The following is a 16,433-nucleotide window of genomic DNA, read 5'->3' on the forward strand; positions in this document are numbered from 1 at the left end:
CCGACGGAACGTCAGATCATCACTTTATGCTTGCAACGCGGGAGCCATCCACAGACGACAGTAAATGACGGCCTTGTGATTGGTCTTTCTGGTCATGGCGCACCCGGCTCTTTGAGACTTGGATTGTTGATCGTACCTTCGTCACGAAGGGCTCTCCGCTCGACTATGCGAGACCTGCGCACTTTAGCATATGCGTCAACACCGTCAAAAGAATAGTTTGCGGTTGCGGCAAGAGAAATCTGAATAGAACTGATACCATGAGACTTATCGGCGGAGGCCGTCGCGAAATTGTCGATAATTCGAATGAACTCATCCTGCTTTTCGACAGAAAAATTCATACCAAATAAAATCCTGCGAATTTCAGCTAATTCGTCAGGCGGTAAATTACTCATACATCTCATCCCTGCCGCCATTCACGGCATCAGCAAAAGCTATCGAGAGTATGTTTAGAGCGTTTGTTTCTTTCGCCTGGGCGGAAGCTGTTGGGCTTCGCGCCATTCCTCGTTACCAGCAATTCAAATCAGCTACGCACATTCAGTCTCATGGACAGTTCCGCACATCATCGCGTGCGACAATGTAGGAGCTTACCCCCTATAAATATTGTGGCATAAATCGTTGCAAGATCGCAACAAATTTGCGTTTGCCCGATTATCTTCCGATGCCATCGTCAATGTCGAGACCCGACATTCGCTGCGCTGCCTTCTCAATTCGCATGAGGCGCAAATATTGTTTTCGTTCCACCAGATGCGTAGCGGCGCGGAAGAGATGGGCTTTCCTGTCATCCACCGCGCCATCAGGGCGGAAGGAGGGCTGCGGCTGTTCTTTCAGCAGAAGTTCCGTGTAGCGCGACGAGACCCATTGCTTTGCATTGCGTTCGTAATGCGCCTCTGCATTGCCCCTCACGCGATCCGCTTTGCTCTCGACCGTCGATGCGTTCGATGCGGGCTGGTTCGCGGCGGGCGCGAAATGCCCGCCGAGATTTGGCGTGGCGCTCATTGCGCACCTCTGTGCAGATCGCGAACGTCGCGGATACGTTCGTTCCACGGGGCGACTTCATAATAGGGAATGCTCTGCGCCTTGATGATGTGCGGCATCGTGGCGAGACGGATGAACAAATCCTCTCTGCCGACGATATCGTCATTTTGCAGTACCGAGCGGCGCGTTTCGCCAAGGTTGGCGCTCGCGCTCTCGACTACGCCGCCGCTGTGACTGACGCCCGGCATCAATATGGTGGCACTGCCTGACCAGAGTTCGAGATCGCGGATGAGGCTTGGTTCACGAACATATTTCATCGTCATTACCGCCGCCTGATCCTCAAATTCCTTGATGGCGCTTTCAGACCATCTGTCGGCCATCGAGAATCTGCCCTGAGAAAAAATCCAGAGCTGGACCCCTTTTGCGCGATAGACCTGTAACGCACGACGAATAGACGGTGCGGGCGGAAGTTGGGGAAACTCATCAAGCAGAAACGTCGTGCTAACCGCGCCGTTGTGCCGGGCAATCGTTTCGATGGCATAGTTGACGACGAGGCTGATCCACGGCGCGGCCACACCGAGTTTCACGGCAGGTACCATCACGTAGACCGTGTGGGGTTTCTGCTTCAGTTTGGTGAAGTCGAAATCATGCGCCGCCGTCGCCTTTTCAAAAGTCTTGCCCGGCTCGAATGTGTTGAGCGCATCTACCGCGTCGGCTTTGTAAGCCTCCATCTGCTTAGGCGCTTTTTGCGCCGTGTTTTGTAAGCCTTCAGCCTTTCGTGCAATCGACTCGATGCCGCACGTCTTCATCATTGCGAATGCCAACTCCGTGTCATCGACACTGGAGTTTACGAAGCGCCAAAGGTTGCCAAGCGTGCAACGCTCAGGCTCGAAATGCGCCAGATATTCCAGTCGAAGGGCGATGTACCGCAGCGCCCCTTTTCGGACCCAGGCATCGCCGCCGGGTTTTACGGGCGCAGGCAGGAGGATTTGCGCCATCTCCTCGGCCTCCGTGTCGATCCGCTCTCCCCGCTTGACGATATCGACAAGGAGCTGAAACGGATTGATGCGCGTGTTGGGAAAGCCGTGCAGGTTGAATGGATTGAGAAAGATGCAGCCCGCGCCGAGCGTGCTACGAAACTGCGCCGAGGCCCAGGCATTCTCGCCGTCCTTGGTGTCGAGAATCACAAGGCTTCGCCCTTGGACATGGGCGCAATTGGGCAGGATGAGATCGCGCCCTTTGCCGCCACCCGTCATTAGGTAGGACAGCATCGGCGCATCGCCGTTGTAAAAAATTAAGCGGCCATCAAGGCCGCTTAGGAAAAGTCCGTTGGGATCGAGCAGTCCTGCCCGCTCGACATCCCGCAATTGCGCCAAACGCCCGCCGCCATATCTGGTCGATGCTTTGGCTTCGTGCATCCGCCTTTCGGTTTCATAAGCGCGGCGACGAGCCTGTTCGGCATAATCTGCTTCAAGAGTTTGGCGATGGAGAGCCATGAAACCCTCCATCCCCTTGTAGAAGTTACCGCCGCGCATATCAGCGACGCGCTTCCAGCGTGCCGCCGATAGTGACGGTGCGTTCGCCCAGGCTTGGCGGCGGCGGGATATCCAGCGGCTTGATCGTCGCCAGCGTCGCTGCGACATCCTGCGGGCTGGCGATGTTGACGTTCCAGCCCGTGATATCGGCATGAGCGCCAATTTGAGCGGCCCTGATCAGCTCGGCGGTCAGTTCCGCGCTGCGATTGTCGGCATATTCGCGGGCCATCTGCGATGAATTTTCGTCTACCGCGCTTCCGACTTGACCCCAGAGCCGAGCGAGGTTGATGAGGCCGATATCGACCCCATGCTCGCCCTGCTTCTGCGCGATGAGAGACGCGGCAAGACGCCCCTGCATCTGTGTCGTGGCTTCCGCATAGATTTTTGCCTGATCGTAGGTTGCTGTGTAGTTCGTCAGGACGCCCTGAACCACAGCCTTATATTGCTCGGCCTTTTGATCAGAGGCCAGTTTCAACTGGACCGCCCATGCGTCAAATCTACTTTGTTGTTGTAATTCAGCAGCTTTTACCGCCGCTGCAATCCGAGCATCGTACCTACCCATAAAAGTGGACGGACGAAACCCTGGTGGCGCGTACATCTCCAGCCCGAAAAGCAGCGTCGCGCCCGACATGAACACGACCGCTGTTTTGAGGATATTGGGAATGCGGAAACCGCGAGATGGCCGATACTCGTATCCGTCTTGGCGATGTTCATTGTCGTTAGCGGGTGGCGACGACGATACAGTTTGAGCAGGTTGGTCCCTGCTATAATCGATAGCATATTGGGTCATGATACATTCCTTCGGAAAAGATGAACTGCGCTATGGCGCGTCATCCAGCATCGCGATTGCACGGCGCAATGTGGGCGGAAGTTGGAGCCGCCTAACTTGAGGCGGCTCCATAAGATCAGCAGATGATGAGTGCGGCCTGTCCGGGATGCTTCATCGCCAACGCCAGCCACAGGAGCATCAGCCTTGCCCGTGTCTGTAGTTGCGCTTGCTGGACAGGCGGCGTCACGCCGAACATCATGAAACGGCTCAGCCACCTCAAGGACGGGTCATCTTCCGTCCGAAAAACGTGATCCACGTCGATGTTGAGGGGATTGATCCGCTGTCGTTCATCAGTGACGACAATGCCCCTATAGGTCATGAACTGATCGTTCATGAAATCCAGAATCTTATACCGGGACAAGCCCTTTGCTCGATACGCGATAGCTAAACGGTTGACGCATGACGGCTTCGAGATCGTCTCTTCCGAGGGGCAGCGGATGAAGCCTGAATCGAAAGGTTCGTTATCATTGTCAGCCGAACAGTTGCATGGAATGCGACCATAAAGGCATACGGGACAGGTCATGAGAATGCTCCATCGTTCGGCATCGCTCGCGCGGCACCATGATTGAATAGGATCGAAGGGGGGACGGCCCCGCCGGAACGAGGCCGCCTCACGTCACTGGAAAACGGAGCGCAGCGCTGCGGTGGACGGCTGGCGAAAACTTTCACCTCGCTATTCCATGTGCAGGCCTCGTCCTGCCCATACGACCGATCTATAATATCGGCATCAATATAGAGTCGCCTCCCGTCCCAACCGTAGATCGTGCCATCGAACCCGTATATTTTGGCTGCAAGCCAATCAGTCGATTTTAGGCGAGACAGATTTAGTGCGAGGATTCGGATCGCAAGACTTTCGATGAAATCGAGGCTCAGGAGCCGCTCGCGCGGCAGTGTCGTAATGACGGTATTCATAACGCTCTCCAACGGAAAATAGGGAGCGGCCGCGTCCGGAGCTACCGGACCCTGAATCAGTGCTTACGTATGCCCCTGAGCTAGATCGTCTGGGGTGGAGAGCCTCCGGAGGACGTCCGGAAATCGCCCGGAGCAACGCTCCGGCACAGCTATTCTGTAAATTTGACATCGACTGTACTATTCGTGTAATACAGTCAGATAGGAGACACCGAAGAACGGTGCGTCGCACGTATGGAGCGCTATTGCGTAGATTTTAAAGAAGTAGTGATCGAAGACATGCACTTCGATCTGCTCACCCCGTATTTCAGAGGCCAAACGATGCTGCGCGAGCAATGGACGCGGGCTTCTGACGGAGTCATCCACCGTGAAGGTGGACCTGCCATCCTCTATTATGAACCGGGCTGCTATCCGAACGGTGGTCATGACCCGAACCCGAGCGCGTGGTTCTGGATGAAAGACGGCTTAGTCCATCGCGACTTATTACAGGCGTTCATGGCGAGCGTTCCCGGCTTTCAACTGCGATTTGAAGGCGACTGCCAAAACGGCAAGCTTCATAATAGCGAGAACCCTGCCCTTCTGATCGAAGACTGGGAGGGGAAGAACATAATCAAACTTCACTATCGCAACGGGGTTCCTGGTGGTGGCCCTACGGAGCGCAGTCCCTAATCCGCAACCAGGCAGGCAGCGCCATGGCCTCTCAAATTTGAGTCCCTAGAAACCAAACCCTTCGCTATAAGCATAGCGAACAGGGGTATAGTCGTTGAGTGAGCCGGACTTTGCTGCGTTGGCGGCATCGCTGAAAGGGGCAAAGGAAAAGCCATTCCAAGAAATTGTCGATTATTTTCGCTCAAAATTTCATGGCATTGGTGGCACGCGGTTCGATCAGTTTCTCGAACAGCTCAAAGGCGAAGACTTTGCCGGTTCGCTTGTCCCGCTTCCATCAAAAGCGACTATCCACCGCGCCGAGATTATCAGTGACTGGCTGACCGAAGCTAGGCGAGGAAATCAGCCCGCATTTCGGGCGCTGCTGTTAAAATGGCTCTGGATTTACGACCGTCCGACATTCGCCCTTTACGAGGGCTTGGTTCGGGGAGCGCAGAGAGGCCAGCGGAAAGCAGATCTAGTGCTGCCCGCATCGGCTGAGGATTTGATATACTCAAGCGGCAGTTCGGTCGAAGAGCATAATCCCCTGCGTTTGTTAGGACCTGGTATTCATGCTCACCCGACTCATTTTTCGAACCGGCTCATCCCGCAGATTATTGGTCGCGAAGTTGAACTTGCGACGCTACATAGTTTCGTAGCTCAAGGGCCGGGCTTCCGCTGGGTGCAACTGGCGGGGGGCGGCGGTCAGGGCAAAAGTCGCATGGCCTACGATCTCATCGCGCATGTCGGTGAGCGCTGGAATGCCGGATTTCTATCGAAAGACGATCTCGACGAGTTTCAGGGTGTCAAAGGTGCCTTTCGGTCGGACGTTTGGCGACGCTGGCAGCCGTCGAAACCACAGCTAATTATTTTCGACTATGTGATCGGACGCGAAGCCGAAATCGGTCATGCGATGGATCAACTCGCGAACCGATACGATCAATTCGACGTTCCTGTTTGCGTATTGCTTCTGGAACGTCAGCAATGGAACCGGGGCGCGGCGCGTGAAGGAATAGCGGAATGGTTTGCCGCACTCCACGAAAGAGGCGACAATCAGCGCATACGCAATGACCTGTCGTCTCCGGCATTCCGGTTCGAGACTGGCATCGTCGAACTGCAAAGCCTACCTATTGAAAACTTGGCAAGCATTGTTCGTGAACTCGCGCCTGTTGGTATCGATTGGCTTCAATCTGATATCGGCATCCAAGACATATTAAGCCGGATTGATCAGACAGGTTCCCCTCTCTACGCTTATTTCGTCGCACAGGCGATTACCGAGGAGGCTTTCGTTCCGGAATGGGAAAAGCCGGAATTGCTTCAGTATGTCTTTAGCCAGCATCTACGCAAGCGATGGAACGCGCCACTAGGGCCACGCCCCAGCTTGAGCGACGATCATCCGGCAGTGCAGCTTGCGGTGCTTTCCACCATGACACAGGGCTTCGATTGCAAGACGCTGCCCGCCGCCACGGGTATTGAAAAAAACGGGCTCGTCCGCAGGCAGGCCATTGCCCTCGTTGGCGGTCCTGTCGATGGAGGCCCGATCGGCGTTGGCCACCACATACCTGCGTTAGAGCCGGACATCCTGGGTGAATGGTTCGTGCTCACCGCCATCGAAAATGGTCACACGACCGAACGTGTGATCGACGCCGCTTTTCAAATCCGGCCTGATGCAGCCATTCAGTTTTTACTTCGAGCCTTGGAGGATTTTCCGAACCATCCTGCCATCGTGTCGCTGTTGTTGCGCTATAATGAAACGCTTAGGGAAGATGTCTTTGCCCCTTGGCTAAGAAGAATTTGCATGGCGCTTTATTTTGCCAAGCGACCACTCCCCGATCACATTTTTACCATTTTGAAGAGGCGGTGCGATCGAGATGAATTAGAAAGCATAAATACGCTTGGTTTCATTTCGCGTTATGGTCATGAAATTCAGAGAGATGAGCAGAGCGCATTCGAGCTGACTGTCCGAGCTGCACATTTGGGCGACGCTCACAACATGCTCTCTCTGAGTTATTACTTTGACGAAGAAATTTCGTCTCGAGAAGAGCTTGAGTTCGCTGCAGCATGGTGCCTGCGGGCTGCTGAGGCAGGCAATGTTGAGGCGATGATACAGACGGGCGACCGCTATTGGTATGGCAATGCCCTTCCCAAAGACAGCAATACTGCACTTCATTGGTACAAGTCGGCATTTGACGCTCCGGTCGATGATGAGCGCCAGCACATGGTTGCCGCCTATCGCATTGCGCAAAGCTATGAGTATGGAAACGATGACTTGGAGAAGGATTTCGAGCAGGCCGTAGCGTGGTACAGGCGGGGCGAAGCCATAGGCGATAGCGGCTCAATGCTTCGACTAGCTAACGCCTATATCCACGGACATCTCGGGCTAAAACAAGATGGCAAAAAGGCTTTTGAGCTGATTGAGCGCGCCGCAATACAGGGAAACTATAAGGCTTATACGGCGCTTGGCAATTGCTATGCAGAAGGTCTCGGGATTGTTGAGAATCCTTCCATGGCCGCTCACTGGTATCGCAAATCTGCCGATGTTGAGGACGCTACGGGCATGTTCAATCTCGGTCTCTGCTACGAAGAAGGTTACGGCGTAGAGCAGAATTCAAAATTTTCGAAACATTGGTACGCAAAAGCGCTGAACAATCCCAACTTTCGACCACCGCCGGACTGGGTCAATCCTTTATGATCAGCGTGTTCCGGCATTTTAGACAGGACTGCACAAAGACATCATTCATTGCTGGGCGAAGGTGCGGTTAAGCCGCCGTCGCATTCGTCAGATTGAGTTGCGGGGCGGAATACGCTGTACCTTACCCGGCTTGCGTATGGGCGCTGGCAGAGGAGTAGATAAATCCGGCGCGGCCCCGAGCCACGCCTTCACAAACTCCCAGTAAACTTCGTTGGTCGTGGCAGCCTGTCGATATAGCCAACCCGCGATGATACGGGCGTTCAGACCTTCAGGAACGTGGCTTATGCCATTGAGCAGGGTGGCATGATCGATGCCCGTCCGGGCAAGTTCCGACCGTAGCAACTTCGACATTTCTGCCGTGACCTCGATACGTTTTACGCCGTCCGCAAAACGCTTGCCACGTTTAGGTAGCGGAGCGCCATTGGACGACACGCGCTCGGCATTATCTGGAAGCCTTGCCCACCTTTCGACTACGTAATCTATATGCCGCCCCGGTGCTGAGCCGAGCAGCCCGCTAATCCAGCGGTTCACAGCAGCGACGGTCAACCCGTCCGGTAAATCAGGCGCGTCTTTGAGAAGCATCATGGCAGTGATGCCAGTGCGTTTAATTTCCGCGCGGAGATTTTGCCGCATGGCTTTTGTGATGGGAACAGTCGTGCCGTGGACGCTTGGCTTCATGCAATCACAGTGCGGCTCGTAATTCCGCTATCGAGATCATAAGCGTCATATCGCTGGTAGGCGATTGCAGGAATCCGAGCGCCAAATAAAACGCTTTGGCTTCCTCGCTTATCGCATGGACGACGATCCCGCGTATGCCGATTTCATCGCCTGCGGTGATTACCCGCTTGGCGGCATCGCGCACCATGGCGCGGCCTATTCCCTTGCCGTGGTAGCCTTTGCCGATGGCAAGCCGACCTAATACAACCACGGGAATTGGATCGGGCATGTTCCGCCGCATCGTGCCACTGGCCTCGTTCGTGCTGATCGAACCCGACGAAAGCGCGTAATAGCCAGCTACGTTATCGCCTTCGCAGATAACGAACGTGCGGCTTGCGCCTGCGGCCTGATTGGCGCGGGCGCGGCGACGCAACCATTCATCGAGCGACGCTACCCCTGAATCGAAACCGTCAAGATTGTGATGGTCGGCAAGCGGCGCAGGTGCGGATAAAATCACTGCGGCTCCCAGGGTGCCTTGGTCTGCATGGTTTTGCGCAGCCTGTCATTCGACTGCGGCGGCGCATCGAGCATTGCGACGAAACGCTCATAGGTTTCGGCATCGACGGAAATCACCGTCTGATCAAGAATGGCATCCTCCGCCGCACGGCGCGAAGCCTCGATCATGAAGTCCGTTCGGGAGCGCCCCTGCATCTGGGCTGCGCGATCAATCAGGGCGCGGGTATCCTCCCGCATCTTGAGATTGACGGCTTTAACATGGGTATCGGCGGTTTGCGGTGCTGGCATGGTCATTTCCTTTCCATGATCATATCACAAAAAGATACACGATGTGTATCTAAAAATGGACCACTGGTGAAGGAGGGTTGCCACGCCGGAGTTACATCCGGGGGGACGTGGCTCCGGCGCGACAGTGCAATATACAAATCAGGGCTCAGTAAAGGTAGATAAAAATTGAATTTAATTTTATCTGCATTTTATCATTTACATAACTGTCATTAATAATGATGCTTTATTATCTGACCAATGAGCGACGATATTGAAGACAAAGATAATAATGATAAGCCGATGCAGCCCGATATGGCGCAGGCCGAGCAAATCCTGTTCTATCAGGATGCGCCGATAAGCGGTCCTTCTTGGTTGAAAGATGCCGCCCAATCGAAGGCGAACTTCGCGCAACGCCTTCCTGGCACATCGGAATGGACGATTGGCAACGGCGCGGGATCGTTGAGCCAGCTTACCCGCGAGGAGATAGCGCAAAAGGAAAAGGAAGAATCTGCCGAAATGTTCGAGCAGATATCCGAAACCCTTGAACATATCCGTGAGGAAGAGCGGCAGCGCGAAGAATGGGCGCAAGCCAGACATAAATATGCCGGGATCGAAATGACCGGGGAAGAATGGGGTGAATTTGCCGACCAGTTGAAAGGCGACACCCCTCTTCGCAAATGGCTCCTCGCTCAAATGAAGAAGGACGGTAAAACTGACGCGCAAGCGAAGGAACTGACCGACTTAGTGGCTTTGCGAGCCGAGATGCAAAAAATCCCGGAAAACCAATGGAATGATGAACAGCGTGCGGCGGACGCGCGGTTGAAAGGCGATCCCGACCTCAGCAAACAGGTCGAAGACTACACAGCTAGAGCGGGGAAACAGCATTTCGAGATCAACGGTCAGAAAGTTGAGCGGAACGCCACGGTTGCAAACCTAGAAACGGATGTATCGACCCAAGCCAGAGCGGATATTTTGTCACAGACTTCCGCCACATCGGCTGCGCCCCTTTCAACAAAGCCAGCCATATATGCTTCGGGCTTGGATGAGCCAGCTTTTCCATCCGCTCCAGATTTAGGTGAGCATCATCGCGCAGCGATGCAAGCCAAGGTGCCGCTTGATGCTCCAAAGCAGGTCGCGGCATTAACGCCACCCACGCCCACTTCGCCGGGCGGCGGCTTCGACGTTTAGCGTCTTATTTCGGAGAAACCATCGCCACTTGTGGATTGAGACGGGCCAAACCCGCTGCGGTATATTCTGTGTCGGCCATCTGCATCATGTCGAGTGGGCGACCGTCCGCTAGGCGCGTCACGAGATATCCGCCCTTCACTTCCATATTGCCCAGCAGAACGATCGGCAGGCCAAGTCTCTCAGACCCGGTGGCGTCGCGGTGTACCGTGTCAGCCACAACCATCGGACGAGTGCCATGCTTTTCACTGTTGCGAATAGCTAAATCGAAATCGCCACCCAGCAGCGCTTCTTTAGGAAGCCCCGGCTTGCGCGCGTCAAAAATGTGGACGTTCGTAAGTTTGGATGCCACGCACACCTTTGTGGATGTCTCTGCGCGTGGCTTATCGCCTTCAAGCTGATAGCCTAGCGAACCGTCCGCATTTGACGTGACCGTATTCATCCAACGCGGAAATACCGTATCGGAAATCCTGCCTGTCGGGCTGGTCGGTCGAGCTTCACGATCACCGATGATCATCGTGCGCTGACCTTCGGCTTTCAACGCCGCGTTCATCTCTGCCATCGGAAGACATTGCTTTGCTTCAAGCGCCTGCGCCGACGTAGATACGCAAGCCGTCGCAAGCAATGAAGCCATAAAGGCCGATTTGAGAATGCTGTTACTGTTCATTTTATGCCCAATCTGAAAGACGCTACCTTGTCAGGCAGCAAATCATTCAAAATCGGCGAGCTTCTGTACTTTATACAGTCTCGTGAACCATCGTTGCCGATACTCTTTTTTCTTCAATTCCGATACGGCTTGTGTTAAATATTTATCCAAGGAAGCGGCGGTTTTGCCGTCCTTGGTGATCTGGGCTTTGCCTCGAAACGGGCAGTCTCACTGAGGATGGTTCATGAGACTCCAGCCGGACACAGGACATGGAAACGAAAACCCGGCTGATCGGCTATGCCCGCGTCAGCACCGCAGACCAGAATAGTGATTTACAGATCAATGCCTTACAGGCTGCGGGTTGCGATCCGATCTTTGAGGATCGTATCACAGGCGTTGCCGTCTCCCGCGAAGGTCTGGACCTTGCCTTGGCCTCAATCGGCCAGGGCGAAAAGCTGATAGTCTGGAAACTGGACCGCCTTGGCAGGTCGATCCCCCATGTCATGTCGATCATGGCCGAACTCCGCGACCGGGGCGCAAGCCTCATCAGCCTTACCGAGAATTTCGATACCGGGACCGAGGCCGGAGAGCTTTACAGCACCATCCTCGCCCTCTTCGCCCATATCGAACGGCGCATGATATCCCAACGCACCCGCGCCGGACTCGAAGCCGCCCGCCAACGCGGCGTCCGTCTTGGCGGCAGACCCAAGATGACGGCGGCGCAAATTATTGAGGCGCGGCAAATGATGAAAGATTGCCGTTTCAAGGCCGAAGCCGTTGCCGCGCAATATGGCGTCGGACGGGCAACTTTATTTCGGCACATTAATAGGATGGAAAAAGCAGCACATTTGGCTTCAAACCTAGGCTGTTAAAGCCCATTCACTTCTTGCAGCGGCGCGCGGGAGTTCTCCTGTAGCCGAATAATGATCATACAGTTTCTGCATGTTCACCAAAACATGAGCTGCTTTTGCTCCGAATACGTGAGACAACTTTTTGCTCACAACTCTCGAAACATCCATATTCCCGGTAAGCAATGCATTCAAATCATCTGGAGATATTCGACTTTTATTAGAAACGAAATCCCGATCAATATTCATGTTTGGCATCAAATTGTCACGGATCACTATGCCGGGATGAACCGGCACGAATGCGACGTCACCAGTTTTTGTTGATGCCTCACTGTCGATCGCTGAATCAAAAAAATTCAGCGCATCGTTTCCAAGCATCTTTTCTAACATTTCGCGGCTCATGAATTCTCCCTAGCAATTAATGGTAAAATTACTTTTAATATTGTCCTGCCATTTGAACAAAATGCTTTTACTGCAATCAAGTATGGCGATGAAATAACCGTCTGCCCGAGAACCATCCCGTTTGTAATATGGAAAGATATCGAAATCGAATAACATGAAAATTGACGAAAGTGCGGAATCGGCGCTAGCGATCGCACTCAAAAACTTATCTCTAGATAAGCTACATTCAGGGCATGCAGTAGTATCCAAACTGCAATTAGATAAATCCAGATAACTCAATTCCAGTCCCCCATTCCGGATGCAGTTTCCAATATTTCTGCTTCCAGTCTTCTTCGTTCCTTAGTAACTCTTTGTGCAATTAGCGGACTCATAAAAGAGTTATAAATCAACGCTGCCACAAATCCAGAGAGAGATACAAACAAAAATGCCAGAAAAGTTAACGACGTTGGTCTATTTCCATCAAAGCTTGTTAATAAAAGCAACGCAAAAGATAGAGAAAACCCGGCCAAGCAAAGATACTTGGTAATTTCATCGACATATTCTGTGATGTTTCTTAAAGAATCGAGCTTTCCCTTTATAGTTATTGCTTGGTCGCTGAATGATGGGCCTCCAATCGCCGCTTCGTTCTTGATTACTGGATTCGGGCGCGTGGCCAGCCTGAGAGCTGCATGCATGGTTTCGGATGTTGCTTTCTCTTCCCTCGCAAACACGGCAACCCGGAGCGCGGACAGGGAAAAAAAGGCAGCATTAAGGGCGACCGAAATCTGCGCAAGAGATTGGAAATCCCTTATTTGCACGCACTCTAGTGTCATCGGCTTTCCTGGCTAAAGAGCGCGCAGGATACCGAAAAGCATCGATTTGCCAAGCCACGATGATCATCGCCGATTTTCACCAAGGAGGCGCAAGTCTTATCAGCGTGACCGAGAATTTTGAGACTGGCACCGGAGCCGGATAACTTTAAAGCACCATCCTTGCCCTAGTCGCCTATATCGAGCGGCGGATTATTTCACAGCGGACCCGCGCCGGACTTGAAGCCGCACGAAAGCGCGGCGTCCGCCTGAGTAGAAAACCCAAGATGACGGCTGCGCAAATTATAGAGGCGCGGCAGATGATGAAAGACCGCCGCATCCAAGACCGCTCCTTCATAGCCCATATGCCGCTGCTCTACTCGCCGCATTGGCGCGTAATACCGTGACCAGATTGAGCGGCACATAGAAGATCAGCGTCTTCTAAAAAGTTCGATGACGGTGGCTTCTCTCTATCATTCCTATGTCGCACAGGAAATTGAATTCACCGGGCAGCATATCGGACGCCTCTTTGCACTTCGTCAGCAGGCCGCCAGCGAGCTGCTCGTCATCCGCAGATGGATCAACAACCTCTACCCCGGCTGGTCACACATTTTCGATGAAGCGATGCTGTGCCAACAAACGGACGTATCGCCATGCGCGAAATCACTGAACGCGAGAACGGGGGTCAGTCATGACCACTACTTTCCGCACGATCACGTCGGGCATCGTTGAATGGCATGGCGTCGTGATCGCGGTGACATACGAGCCGCAGCGGTGGGTCGATCATATCCAGATAGAAACGTTGGAACCAAAGCGTGCCCCACTCCCAATCACCGGGACGGGCTACCTGTCCCACTTCTTTTCCAAAGAAGCTGTCGCCAAGGCCGGGGGGCCAGCAGCTTATGTCCGCACGTGGCTCGATCGGTCTACGACGAAGAAAGGCTGGTCCGAAACAGAGGCAGCAGTCCGCCAATACTCGCTGTTTTAACGCAAGCCGCGCCGGGTGAAATTCCGCCCGGCGTCCGCCTATTCTCCCAGTCCGAAATCTCGTGACGCGCCCGTTCGACCGTGCGCATTCCGCCGTTCGATGATCAGGCTCCGAACGGCCCGCTCCAACCGATTGAAACGCTCCCGGATAACTTCTGATTTTTGCGGCGCTGCCTGAACGTAGCGCGGCGGCGACTGCGCCTCATTCGGACGGGATATCCGTACCTGCTTGCTGATCACCATGCGGAAAGCCGCCTTGTCGATATTGAGCTGCCTGCGCTTTTGCTTTTCCACCAGATAGTCAATGTGCCAAGCCGTTTCGTCCAAGGGGCGCTGCGACCCAGCGGCATACTCATCGAGAACGCGGCGCATATGTTTGTCGAGATACGCGTCGGCAGTCGCATAAGCCCGCCTTTTGGCATGGCCAACAGTCGGTATGATTGCGCGGTCTGTTTCACTCTTTTTCACGGCTAACCCATTCTACCATAGTCTTTGGCATTAATGATAATTCGTGATCGCCGATGGTTTGGGCGGAAGTGTCGAACGACCTTCTGACGGTTGGATTATTGGCTGCGATGTCGCTATTCGATAGAGAGCTATATCACCGGAGAAAATCGTGGTCGCTGAAACCGAAACTCTTATCACCCTGACCGCCGACATCGTATCGGCTCATGTCAGCAACAATAGCGTAGCGACTGGCGATGTCGGTGGCCTGATCGAGAAGGTCTTTGCCGCGTTGCAAGGATTGGACGCGCCCGCCGAAGCGATTGAAGAAAAGCCGAAAGGCGCTGTGTCCATTCGCGCATCCATCAAACCCGACCACATCGTCAGCATGATCGACGGCAAGCCATACAAGATGCTCAAGAGGCATCTTGCTCTGAATGGCTATACCCCTGAGTCCTATCGCGACGCCTTTGGCTTGCCGAAAGATTACTCTATGGTGGCGGCCAGCTATGCCGAACAACGCCGCGCCCTTGCCAAAAAGATCGGCCTTGGTCGAAAGGCGAAGGCTGCACCTGAGACCGTCGTCCCTCCGAAGCCCGTCCGCAAGCCGAGAGTCAAAAAGACGGAAACGACAGAAAGCTGACAATCAGGAGCGGCCGATCTTGCCGCCTTCTCCTTTCCAGTTACGATCACGTCCGGGCAGCGGCCAGGAAGGACGCCCTATGACGGAAGAAGACCACGAAGGCAGCGGCGAAGCTTGGTCCGACATTCTCGCGCGCCGCTCACCGGAGGGGCGCGCAGTAGTTGAAGAGCTTATCCGCGCAGAACAAACGGTTTTGGCAATCCAGGCGCGGATCATGGCGGAAATGTCAGAGCGGCGAGAATGTGACGAAGACTATGAAGCCTACCAGGCAGCCATTGCGGAGGTAGATCGCATGAGGGAGAGGGTTTATCATTTGGCACGTCAGTGAGGGCTGCCAAAAACGATATCAGCCCTTCGGGACAGCGCCCCGACCAGAAGCCCGAATGAGGAAACTGCCAACGCGGTACGCCAGCTTCTGTAGCCACGGCGTTTGTGCCGAAATGGCAGGGCCGTAATTGAGGGCGTCGCGCAACCGTATCACCATGGCGGAATCGGGCTCCTCTATGGCTTCGAATTCAATGTGATTGCGGGAGAGGTCAGTGACAAATGTGTGAAGATCGGCAAAGGAGCGCGTGATCCGATCCACGCGGACGACCTTCAATGTATCCCCTGATTTCAGATTGGTTTTTGCTTCCTTGAGTCCCGGACGATGGACGCCGGAGCCGGAAACGGATTTATCCATATATACTATCGAGCATCCCGCCGCTTTGAGCATCTGGACCTGCGGATCGATATCCTGTTCGTTGGTGGCGGTGCGGGCATAGCCTATAATTTTTTCGCTCATCCGTTCTCCTGACTGTTGGGCTGATACAGTATGACATATCGCCGAATCCCTGTGCAAGAGTCATCGTCCAGCCGTTACAAGGCCGAAGATTTCAAAGGAAGAAACGTCGCTTATGCTTACCGCAAGATGTGCGTGGTAGTACCACGCCTATCTTGGCAAGGGAGACGCTGCGCTCTCCCGTTGCATCCCTCTGGCCTGCGGCGCATCACTGGCATCGAGCCAGTTCCACGCCATCGGGGAACCTTCGGCGCTCCCCAAACCCCATCGACAATTGGCGCGTTCCGGCTCCCCTTGACCCCATGACGATTTCATCGGGACCATGGCGTTTGCCGCCCTTGGACCCTGCACATTGGTTTCGCCCATTGAAACGACCGAAGGGGCGTGCCTGCCCCTTGGAACCCAGCCGCCTCCAGCGCGGCAATTGGTGTGCATAATCCCTTTTGGGATGGCAACCACGAGGACTGGATGCCGCTGCTCCGCCAACGGCGGGGCCGCGAGCATGGCGTTGGCATAGTGATAAGCCGCCTCTGCCATTTCAACGGGATCATGTAGCCCGTTGGTGGCGGTGACGGCCTCGGCCAGATCATCGTCGCGCCGGAGTTTGACCGTCGCCCGATCAAAGGCCGGGCCTATTTTTTCGGAAGTAAAGGCATCCGTGAAGAACATGACCCATACGATACT

The 16,433-nt window shown here is 54.3% G+C and carries 24 protein-coding genes; 9 read left to right on the top strand and 15 right to left on the bottom strand.

The annotated features are described in order from the left end of the window. Positions 1-92: 92 nt before the first annotated feature. The 6 genes from ACODSR_RS12715 to ACODSR_RS12740 form a co-directional block, all read right to left on the bottom strand. On the bottom strand, positions 93-392 hold the full coding sequence (locus ACODSR_RS12715) for a hypothetical protein (RefSeq protein WP_489077008.1): 300 nt from the start codon (positions 390-392) through the stop codon (positions 93-95). 256 nt (positions 393-648) lie between these two features. Beyond that, entirely contained in the window at positions 649-996 is a 348-nt protein-coding gene (locus ACODSR_RS12720; protein ID WP_489077010.1) for a hypothetical protein, read from the bottom strand. Further along, positions 993-2,510: a type IV secretory system conjugative DNA transfer family protein gene (locus ACODSR_RS12725; RefSeq protein ID WP_489077012.1), complete on the bottom strand. Its 1,518-nt coding sequence runs from the start codon at positions 2,508-2,510 to the stop codon at positions 993-995. Before ACODSR_RS12725 ends, ACODSR_RS12720 begins: the two co-directional genes overlap by 4 nt. 1 nt (position 2,511) lies before the next feature. Next, positions 2,512-3,300: a hypothetical protein gene (locus ACODSR_RS12730; protein WP_489077014.1), complete on the bottom strand. Its 789-nt coding sequence runs from the start codon at positions 3,298-3,300 to the stop codon at positions 2,512-2,514. 115 nt (positions 3,301-3,415) lie between these two features. Beyond that, on the bottom strand, positions 3,416-3,673 hold the full coding sequence (locus ACODSR_RS12735) for a hypothetical protein (protein ID WP_489077016.1): 258 nt from the start codon (positions 3,671-3,673) through the stop codon (positions 3,416-3,418). Between the two features lie 185 nt (positions 3,674-3,858). Beyond that, positions 3,859-4,251, bottom strand: coding sequence for a hypothetical protein (locus ACODSR_RS12740; RefSeq protein ID WP_489077018.1), 393 nt, complete (start codon positions 4,249-4,251; stop codon positions 3,859-3,861). Between the two features lie 231 nt (positions 4,252-4,482). Between ACODSR_RS12740 and ACODSR_RS12745 the strand changes: the two genes are divergently transcribed. Both ACODSR_RS12745 and ACODSR_RS12750 read left to right on the top strand, forming a co-directional pair. Further along, positions 4,483-4,917, top strand: a complete 435-nt coding sequence (locus ACODSR_RS12745) for a hypothetical protein (protein ID WP_489077020.1) — start codon at positions 4,483-4,485, stop codon at positions 4,915-4,917. A 94-nt stretch (positions 4,918-5,011) separates the two neighbouring features. Then, on the top strand, positions 5,012-7,585 hold the full coding sequence (locus ACODSR_RS12750; RefSeq protein ID WP_489077022.1) for a tetratricopeptide repeat protein: 2,574 nt from the start codon (positions 5,012-5,014) through the stop codon (positions 7,583-7,585). An 87-nt stretch (positions 7,586-7,672) separates the two neighbouring features. On the opposite strand, the gene ACODSR_RS12755 is transcribed toward ACODSR_RS12750, so the two are convergent. The 3 genes from ACODSR_RS12755 to ACODSR_RS12765 are packed head-to-tail and all read right to left on the bottom strand — an operon-like array spanning position 7,673 to position 9,046. After that, positions 7,673-8,263: a hypothetical protein gene (locus tag ACODSR_RS12755; protein WP_489077024.1), complete on the bottom strand. Its 591-nt coding sequence runs from the start codon at positions 8,261-8,263 to the stop codon at positions 7,673-7,675. Positions 8,264-8,267: 4 nt separating this feature from the next. Further along, the gene (locus ACODSR_RS12760) at positions 8,268-8,759 is read right to left on the bottom strand and encodes a GNAT family N-acetyltransferase (protein WP_489077026.1); all 492 of its coding nucleotides are present in this window, start codon (positions 8,757-8,759) and stop codon (positions 8,268-8,270) included. Continuing rightward, positions 8,756-9,046, bottom strand: coding sequence for a type II toxin-antitoxin system TacA family antitoxin (locus tag ACODSR_RS12765; RefSeq protein ID WP_489077028.1), 291 nt, complete (start codon positions 9,044-9,046; stop codon positions 8,756-8,758). Before ACODSR_RS12765 ends, ACODSR_RS12760 begins: the two co-directional genes overlap by 4 nt. 237 nt (positions 9,047-9,283) lie before the next feature. Between ACODSR_RS12765 and ACODSR_RS12770 the strand changes: the two genes are divergently transcribed. After that, complete coding sequence (locus ACODSR_RS12770; RefSeq protein WP_489077030.1) at positions 9,284-10,213, top strand: hypothetical protein; 930 nt, start codon at positions 9,284-9,286, stop codon at positions 10,211-10,213. A gap of 4 nt (positions 10,214-10,217) precedes the next feature. Here ACODSR_RS12770 and ACODSR_RS12775 read toward each other — a convergent pair whose 3' ends face one another. Continuing rightward, positions 10,218-10,877, bottom strand: coding sequence for a hypothetical protein (locus tag ACODSR_RS12775; RefSeq protein ID WP_489077032.1), 660 nt, complete (start codon positions 10,875-10,877; stop codon positions 10,218-10,220). Between the two features lie 248 nt (positions 10,878-11,125). On the opposite strand from ACODSR_RS12775, the gene ACODSR_RS12780 reads away from it, so the two are divergent. Then, positions 11,126-11,728, top strand: a complete 603-nt coding sequence (locus ACODSR_RS12780; protein ID WP_489077034.1) for a recombinase family protein — start codon at positions 11,126-11,128, stop codon at positions 11,726-11,728. Here ACODSR_RS12780 and ACODSR_RS12785 read toward each other — a convergent pair. Both ACODSR_RS12785 and ACODSR_RS12790 read right to left on the bottom strand, forming a co-directional pair. Continuing rightward, positions 11,717-12,106: a helix-turn-helix transcriptional regulator gene (locus tag ACODSR_RS12785; RefSeq protein ID WP_489077036.1), complete on the bottom strand. Its 390-nt coding sequence runs from the start codon at positions 12,104-12,106 to the stop codon at positions 11,717-11,719. The genes ACODSR_RS12780 and ACODSR_RS12785 overlap by 12 nt on opposite strands. A gap of 275 nt (positions 12,107-12,381) precedes the next feature. Beyond that, entirely contained in the window at positions 12,382-12,918 is a 537-nt protein-coding gene (locus ACODSR_RS12790) for a hypothetical protein (protein ID WP_489077038.1), read from the bottom strand. A gap of 191 nt (positions 12,919-13,109) precedes the next feature. Here ACODSR_RS12790 and ACODSR_RS12795 point away from each other — a divergent pair, with 191 nt between their 5' ends. From ACODSR_RS12795 to ACODSR_RS12805, 3 genes are read left to right on the top strand one after another with little or no spacing between them, the layout of a single operon-like run. After that, positions 13,110-13,301 (top strand): hypothetical protein, encoded by a 192-nt coding sequence (locus ACODSR_RS12795; protein WP_489077223.1) that lies wholly within the window; start codon positions 13,110-13,112, stop codon positions 13,299-13,301. Between the two features lie 46 nt (positions 13,302-13,347). Next, positions 13,348-13,626 carry a hypothetical protein gene (locus tag ACODSR_RS12800; protein WP_489077040.1) on the top strand — a complete coding sequence of 93 codons (279 nt, stop codon included), beginning with the start codon at positions 13,348-13,350 and terminating at the stop codon, positions 13,624-13,626. After that, a complete protein-coding gene (locus ACODSR_RS12805; protein ID WP_489077042.1) occupies positions 13,586-13,882 on the top strand; it encodes a hypothetical protein in 297 nt (98 codons plus the stop codon). Before ACODSR_RS12800 ends, ACODSR_RS12805 begins: the two co-directional genes overlap by 41 nt. A gap of 38 nt (positions 13,883-13,920) precedes the next feature. Here ACODSR_RS12805 and ACODSR_RS12810 read toward each other — a convergent pair whose 3' ends face one another. After that, entirely contained in the window at positions 13,921-14,349 is a 429-nt protein-coding gene (locus tag ACODSR_RS12810) for a hypothetical protein (protein WP_489077044.1), read from the bottom strand. Positions 14,350-14,497: 148 nt separating this feature from the next. Between ACODSR_RS12810 and ACODSR_RS12815 the strand changes: the two genes are divergently transcribed. Further along, entirely contained in the window at positions 14,498-14,968 is a 471-nt protein-coding gene (locus ACODSR_RS12815; protein ID WP_489077046.1) for a Ros/MucR family transcriptional regulator, read from the top strand. A gap of 79 nt (positions 14,969-15,047) precedes the next feature. Next, positions 15,048-15,296: a hypothetical protein gene (locus ACODSR_RS12820; protein ID WP_489077048.1), complete on the top strand. Its 249-nt coding sequence runs from the start codon at positions 15,048-15,050 to the stop codon at positions 15,294-15,296. Positions 15,297-15,314: 18 nt separating this feature from the next. Here the strand turns inward: ACODSR_RS12820 and ACODSR_RS12825 are convergent, their stop codons facing one another. Both ACODSR_RS12825 and ACODSR_RS12830 read right to left on the bottom strand, forming a co-directional pair. Further along, positions 15,315-15,752 carry a recombinase family protein gene (locus ACODSR_RS12825; protein WP_489077050.1) on the bottom strand — a complete coding sequence of 146 codons (438 nt, stop codon included), beginning with the start codon at positions 15,750-15,752 and terminating at the stop codon, positions 15,315-15,317. A 147-nt stretch (positions 15,753-15,899) separates the two neighbouring features. Beyond that, the gene (locus ACODSR_RS12830) at positions 15,900-16,418 is read right to left on the bottom strand and encodes a hypothetical protein (RefSeq protein WP_489077052.1); all 519 of its coding nucleotides are present in this window, start codon (positions 16,416-16,418) and stop codon (positions 15,900-15,902) included. Between the last annotated feature and the right edge of the window lie 15 nt (positions 16,419-16,433).

Source organism: Sphingobium sp. FG125 (genome assembly GCF_057809795.1).

Coding starts and splice junctions, on each gene's coding strand:
- ACODSR_RS12715 (WP_489077008.1), bottom strand. CDS start 392: ATGAGTAATTTACCGCCTGACGAATTAGCTGAAATTCGCAGGATTTTA.
- ACODSR_RS12720 (WP_489077010.1), bottom strand. CDS start 996: ATGAGCGCCACGCCAAATCTCGGCGGGCATTTCGCGCCCGCCGCGAAC.
- ACODSR_RS12725 (WP_489077012.1), bottom strand. CDS start 2,510: ATGCGCGGCGGTAACTTCTACAAGGGGATGGAGGGTTTCATGGCTCTC.
- ACODSR_RS12730 (WP_489077014.1), bottom strand. CDS start 3,300: ATGACCCAATATGCTATCGATTATAGCAGGGACCAACCTGCTCAAACT.
- ACODSR_RS12735 (WP_489077016.1), bottom strand. CDS start 3,673: ATGAACGATCAGTTCATGACCTATAGGGGCATTGTCGTCACTGATGAA.
- ACODSR_RS12740 (WP_489077018.1), bottom strand. CDS start 4,251: ATGAATACCGTCATTACGACACTGCCGCGCGAGCGGCTCCTGAGCCTC.
- ACODSR_RS12745 (WP_489077020.1), top strand. CDS start 4,483: ATGGAGCGCTATTGCGTAGATTTTAAAGAAGTAGTGATCGAAGACATG.
- ACODSR_RS12755 (WP_489077024.1), bottom strand. CDS start 8,263: ATGAAGCCAAGCGTCCACGGCACGACTGTTCCCATCACAAAAGCCATG.
- ACODSR_RS12765 (WP_489077028.1), bottom strand. CDS start 9,046: ATGCCAGCACCGCAAACCGCCGATACCCATGTTAAAGCCGTCAATCTC.
- ACODSR_RS12770 (WP_489077030.1), top strand. CDS start 9,284: ATGAGCGACGATATTGAAGACAAAGATAATAATGATAAGCCGATGCAG.
- ACODSR_RS12775 (WP_489077032.1), bottom strand. CDS start 10,877: ATGAACAGTAACAGCATTCTCAAATCGGCCTTTATGGCTTCATTGCTT.
- ACODSR_RS12780 (WP_489077034.1), top strand. CDS start 11,126: ATGGAAACGAAAACCCGGCTGATCGGCTATGCCCGCGTCAGCACCGCA.
- ACODSR_RS12785 (WP_489077036.1), bottom strand. CDS start 12,106: ATGAGCCGCGAAATGTTAGAAAAGATGCTTGGAAACGATGCGCTGAAT.
- ACODSR_RS12790 (WP_489077038.1), bottom strand. CDS start 12,918: ATGACACTAGAGTGCGTGCAAATAAGGGATTTCCAATCTCTTGCGCAG.
- ACODSR_RS12800 (WP_489077040.1), top strand. CDS start 13,348: ATGACGGTGGCTTCTCTCTATCATTCCTATGTCGCACAGGAAATTGAA.
- ACODSR_RS12805 (WP_489077042.1), top strand. CDS start 13,586: ATGACCACTACTTTCCGCACGATCACGTCGGGCATCGTTGAATGGCAT.
- ACODSR_RS12820 (WP_489077048.1), top strand. CDS start 15,048: ATGACGGAAGAAGACCACGAAGGCAGCGGCGAAGCTTGGTCCGACATT.
- ACODSR_RS12825 (WP_489077050.1), bottom strand. CDS start 15,752: ATGAGCGAAAAAATTATAGGCTATGCCCGCACCGCCACCAACGAACAG.
- ACODSR_RS12830 (WP_489077052.1), bottom strand. CDS start 16,418: ATGTTCTTCACGGATGCCTTTACTTCCGAAAAAATAGGCCCGGCCTTT.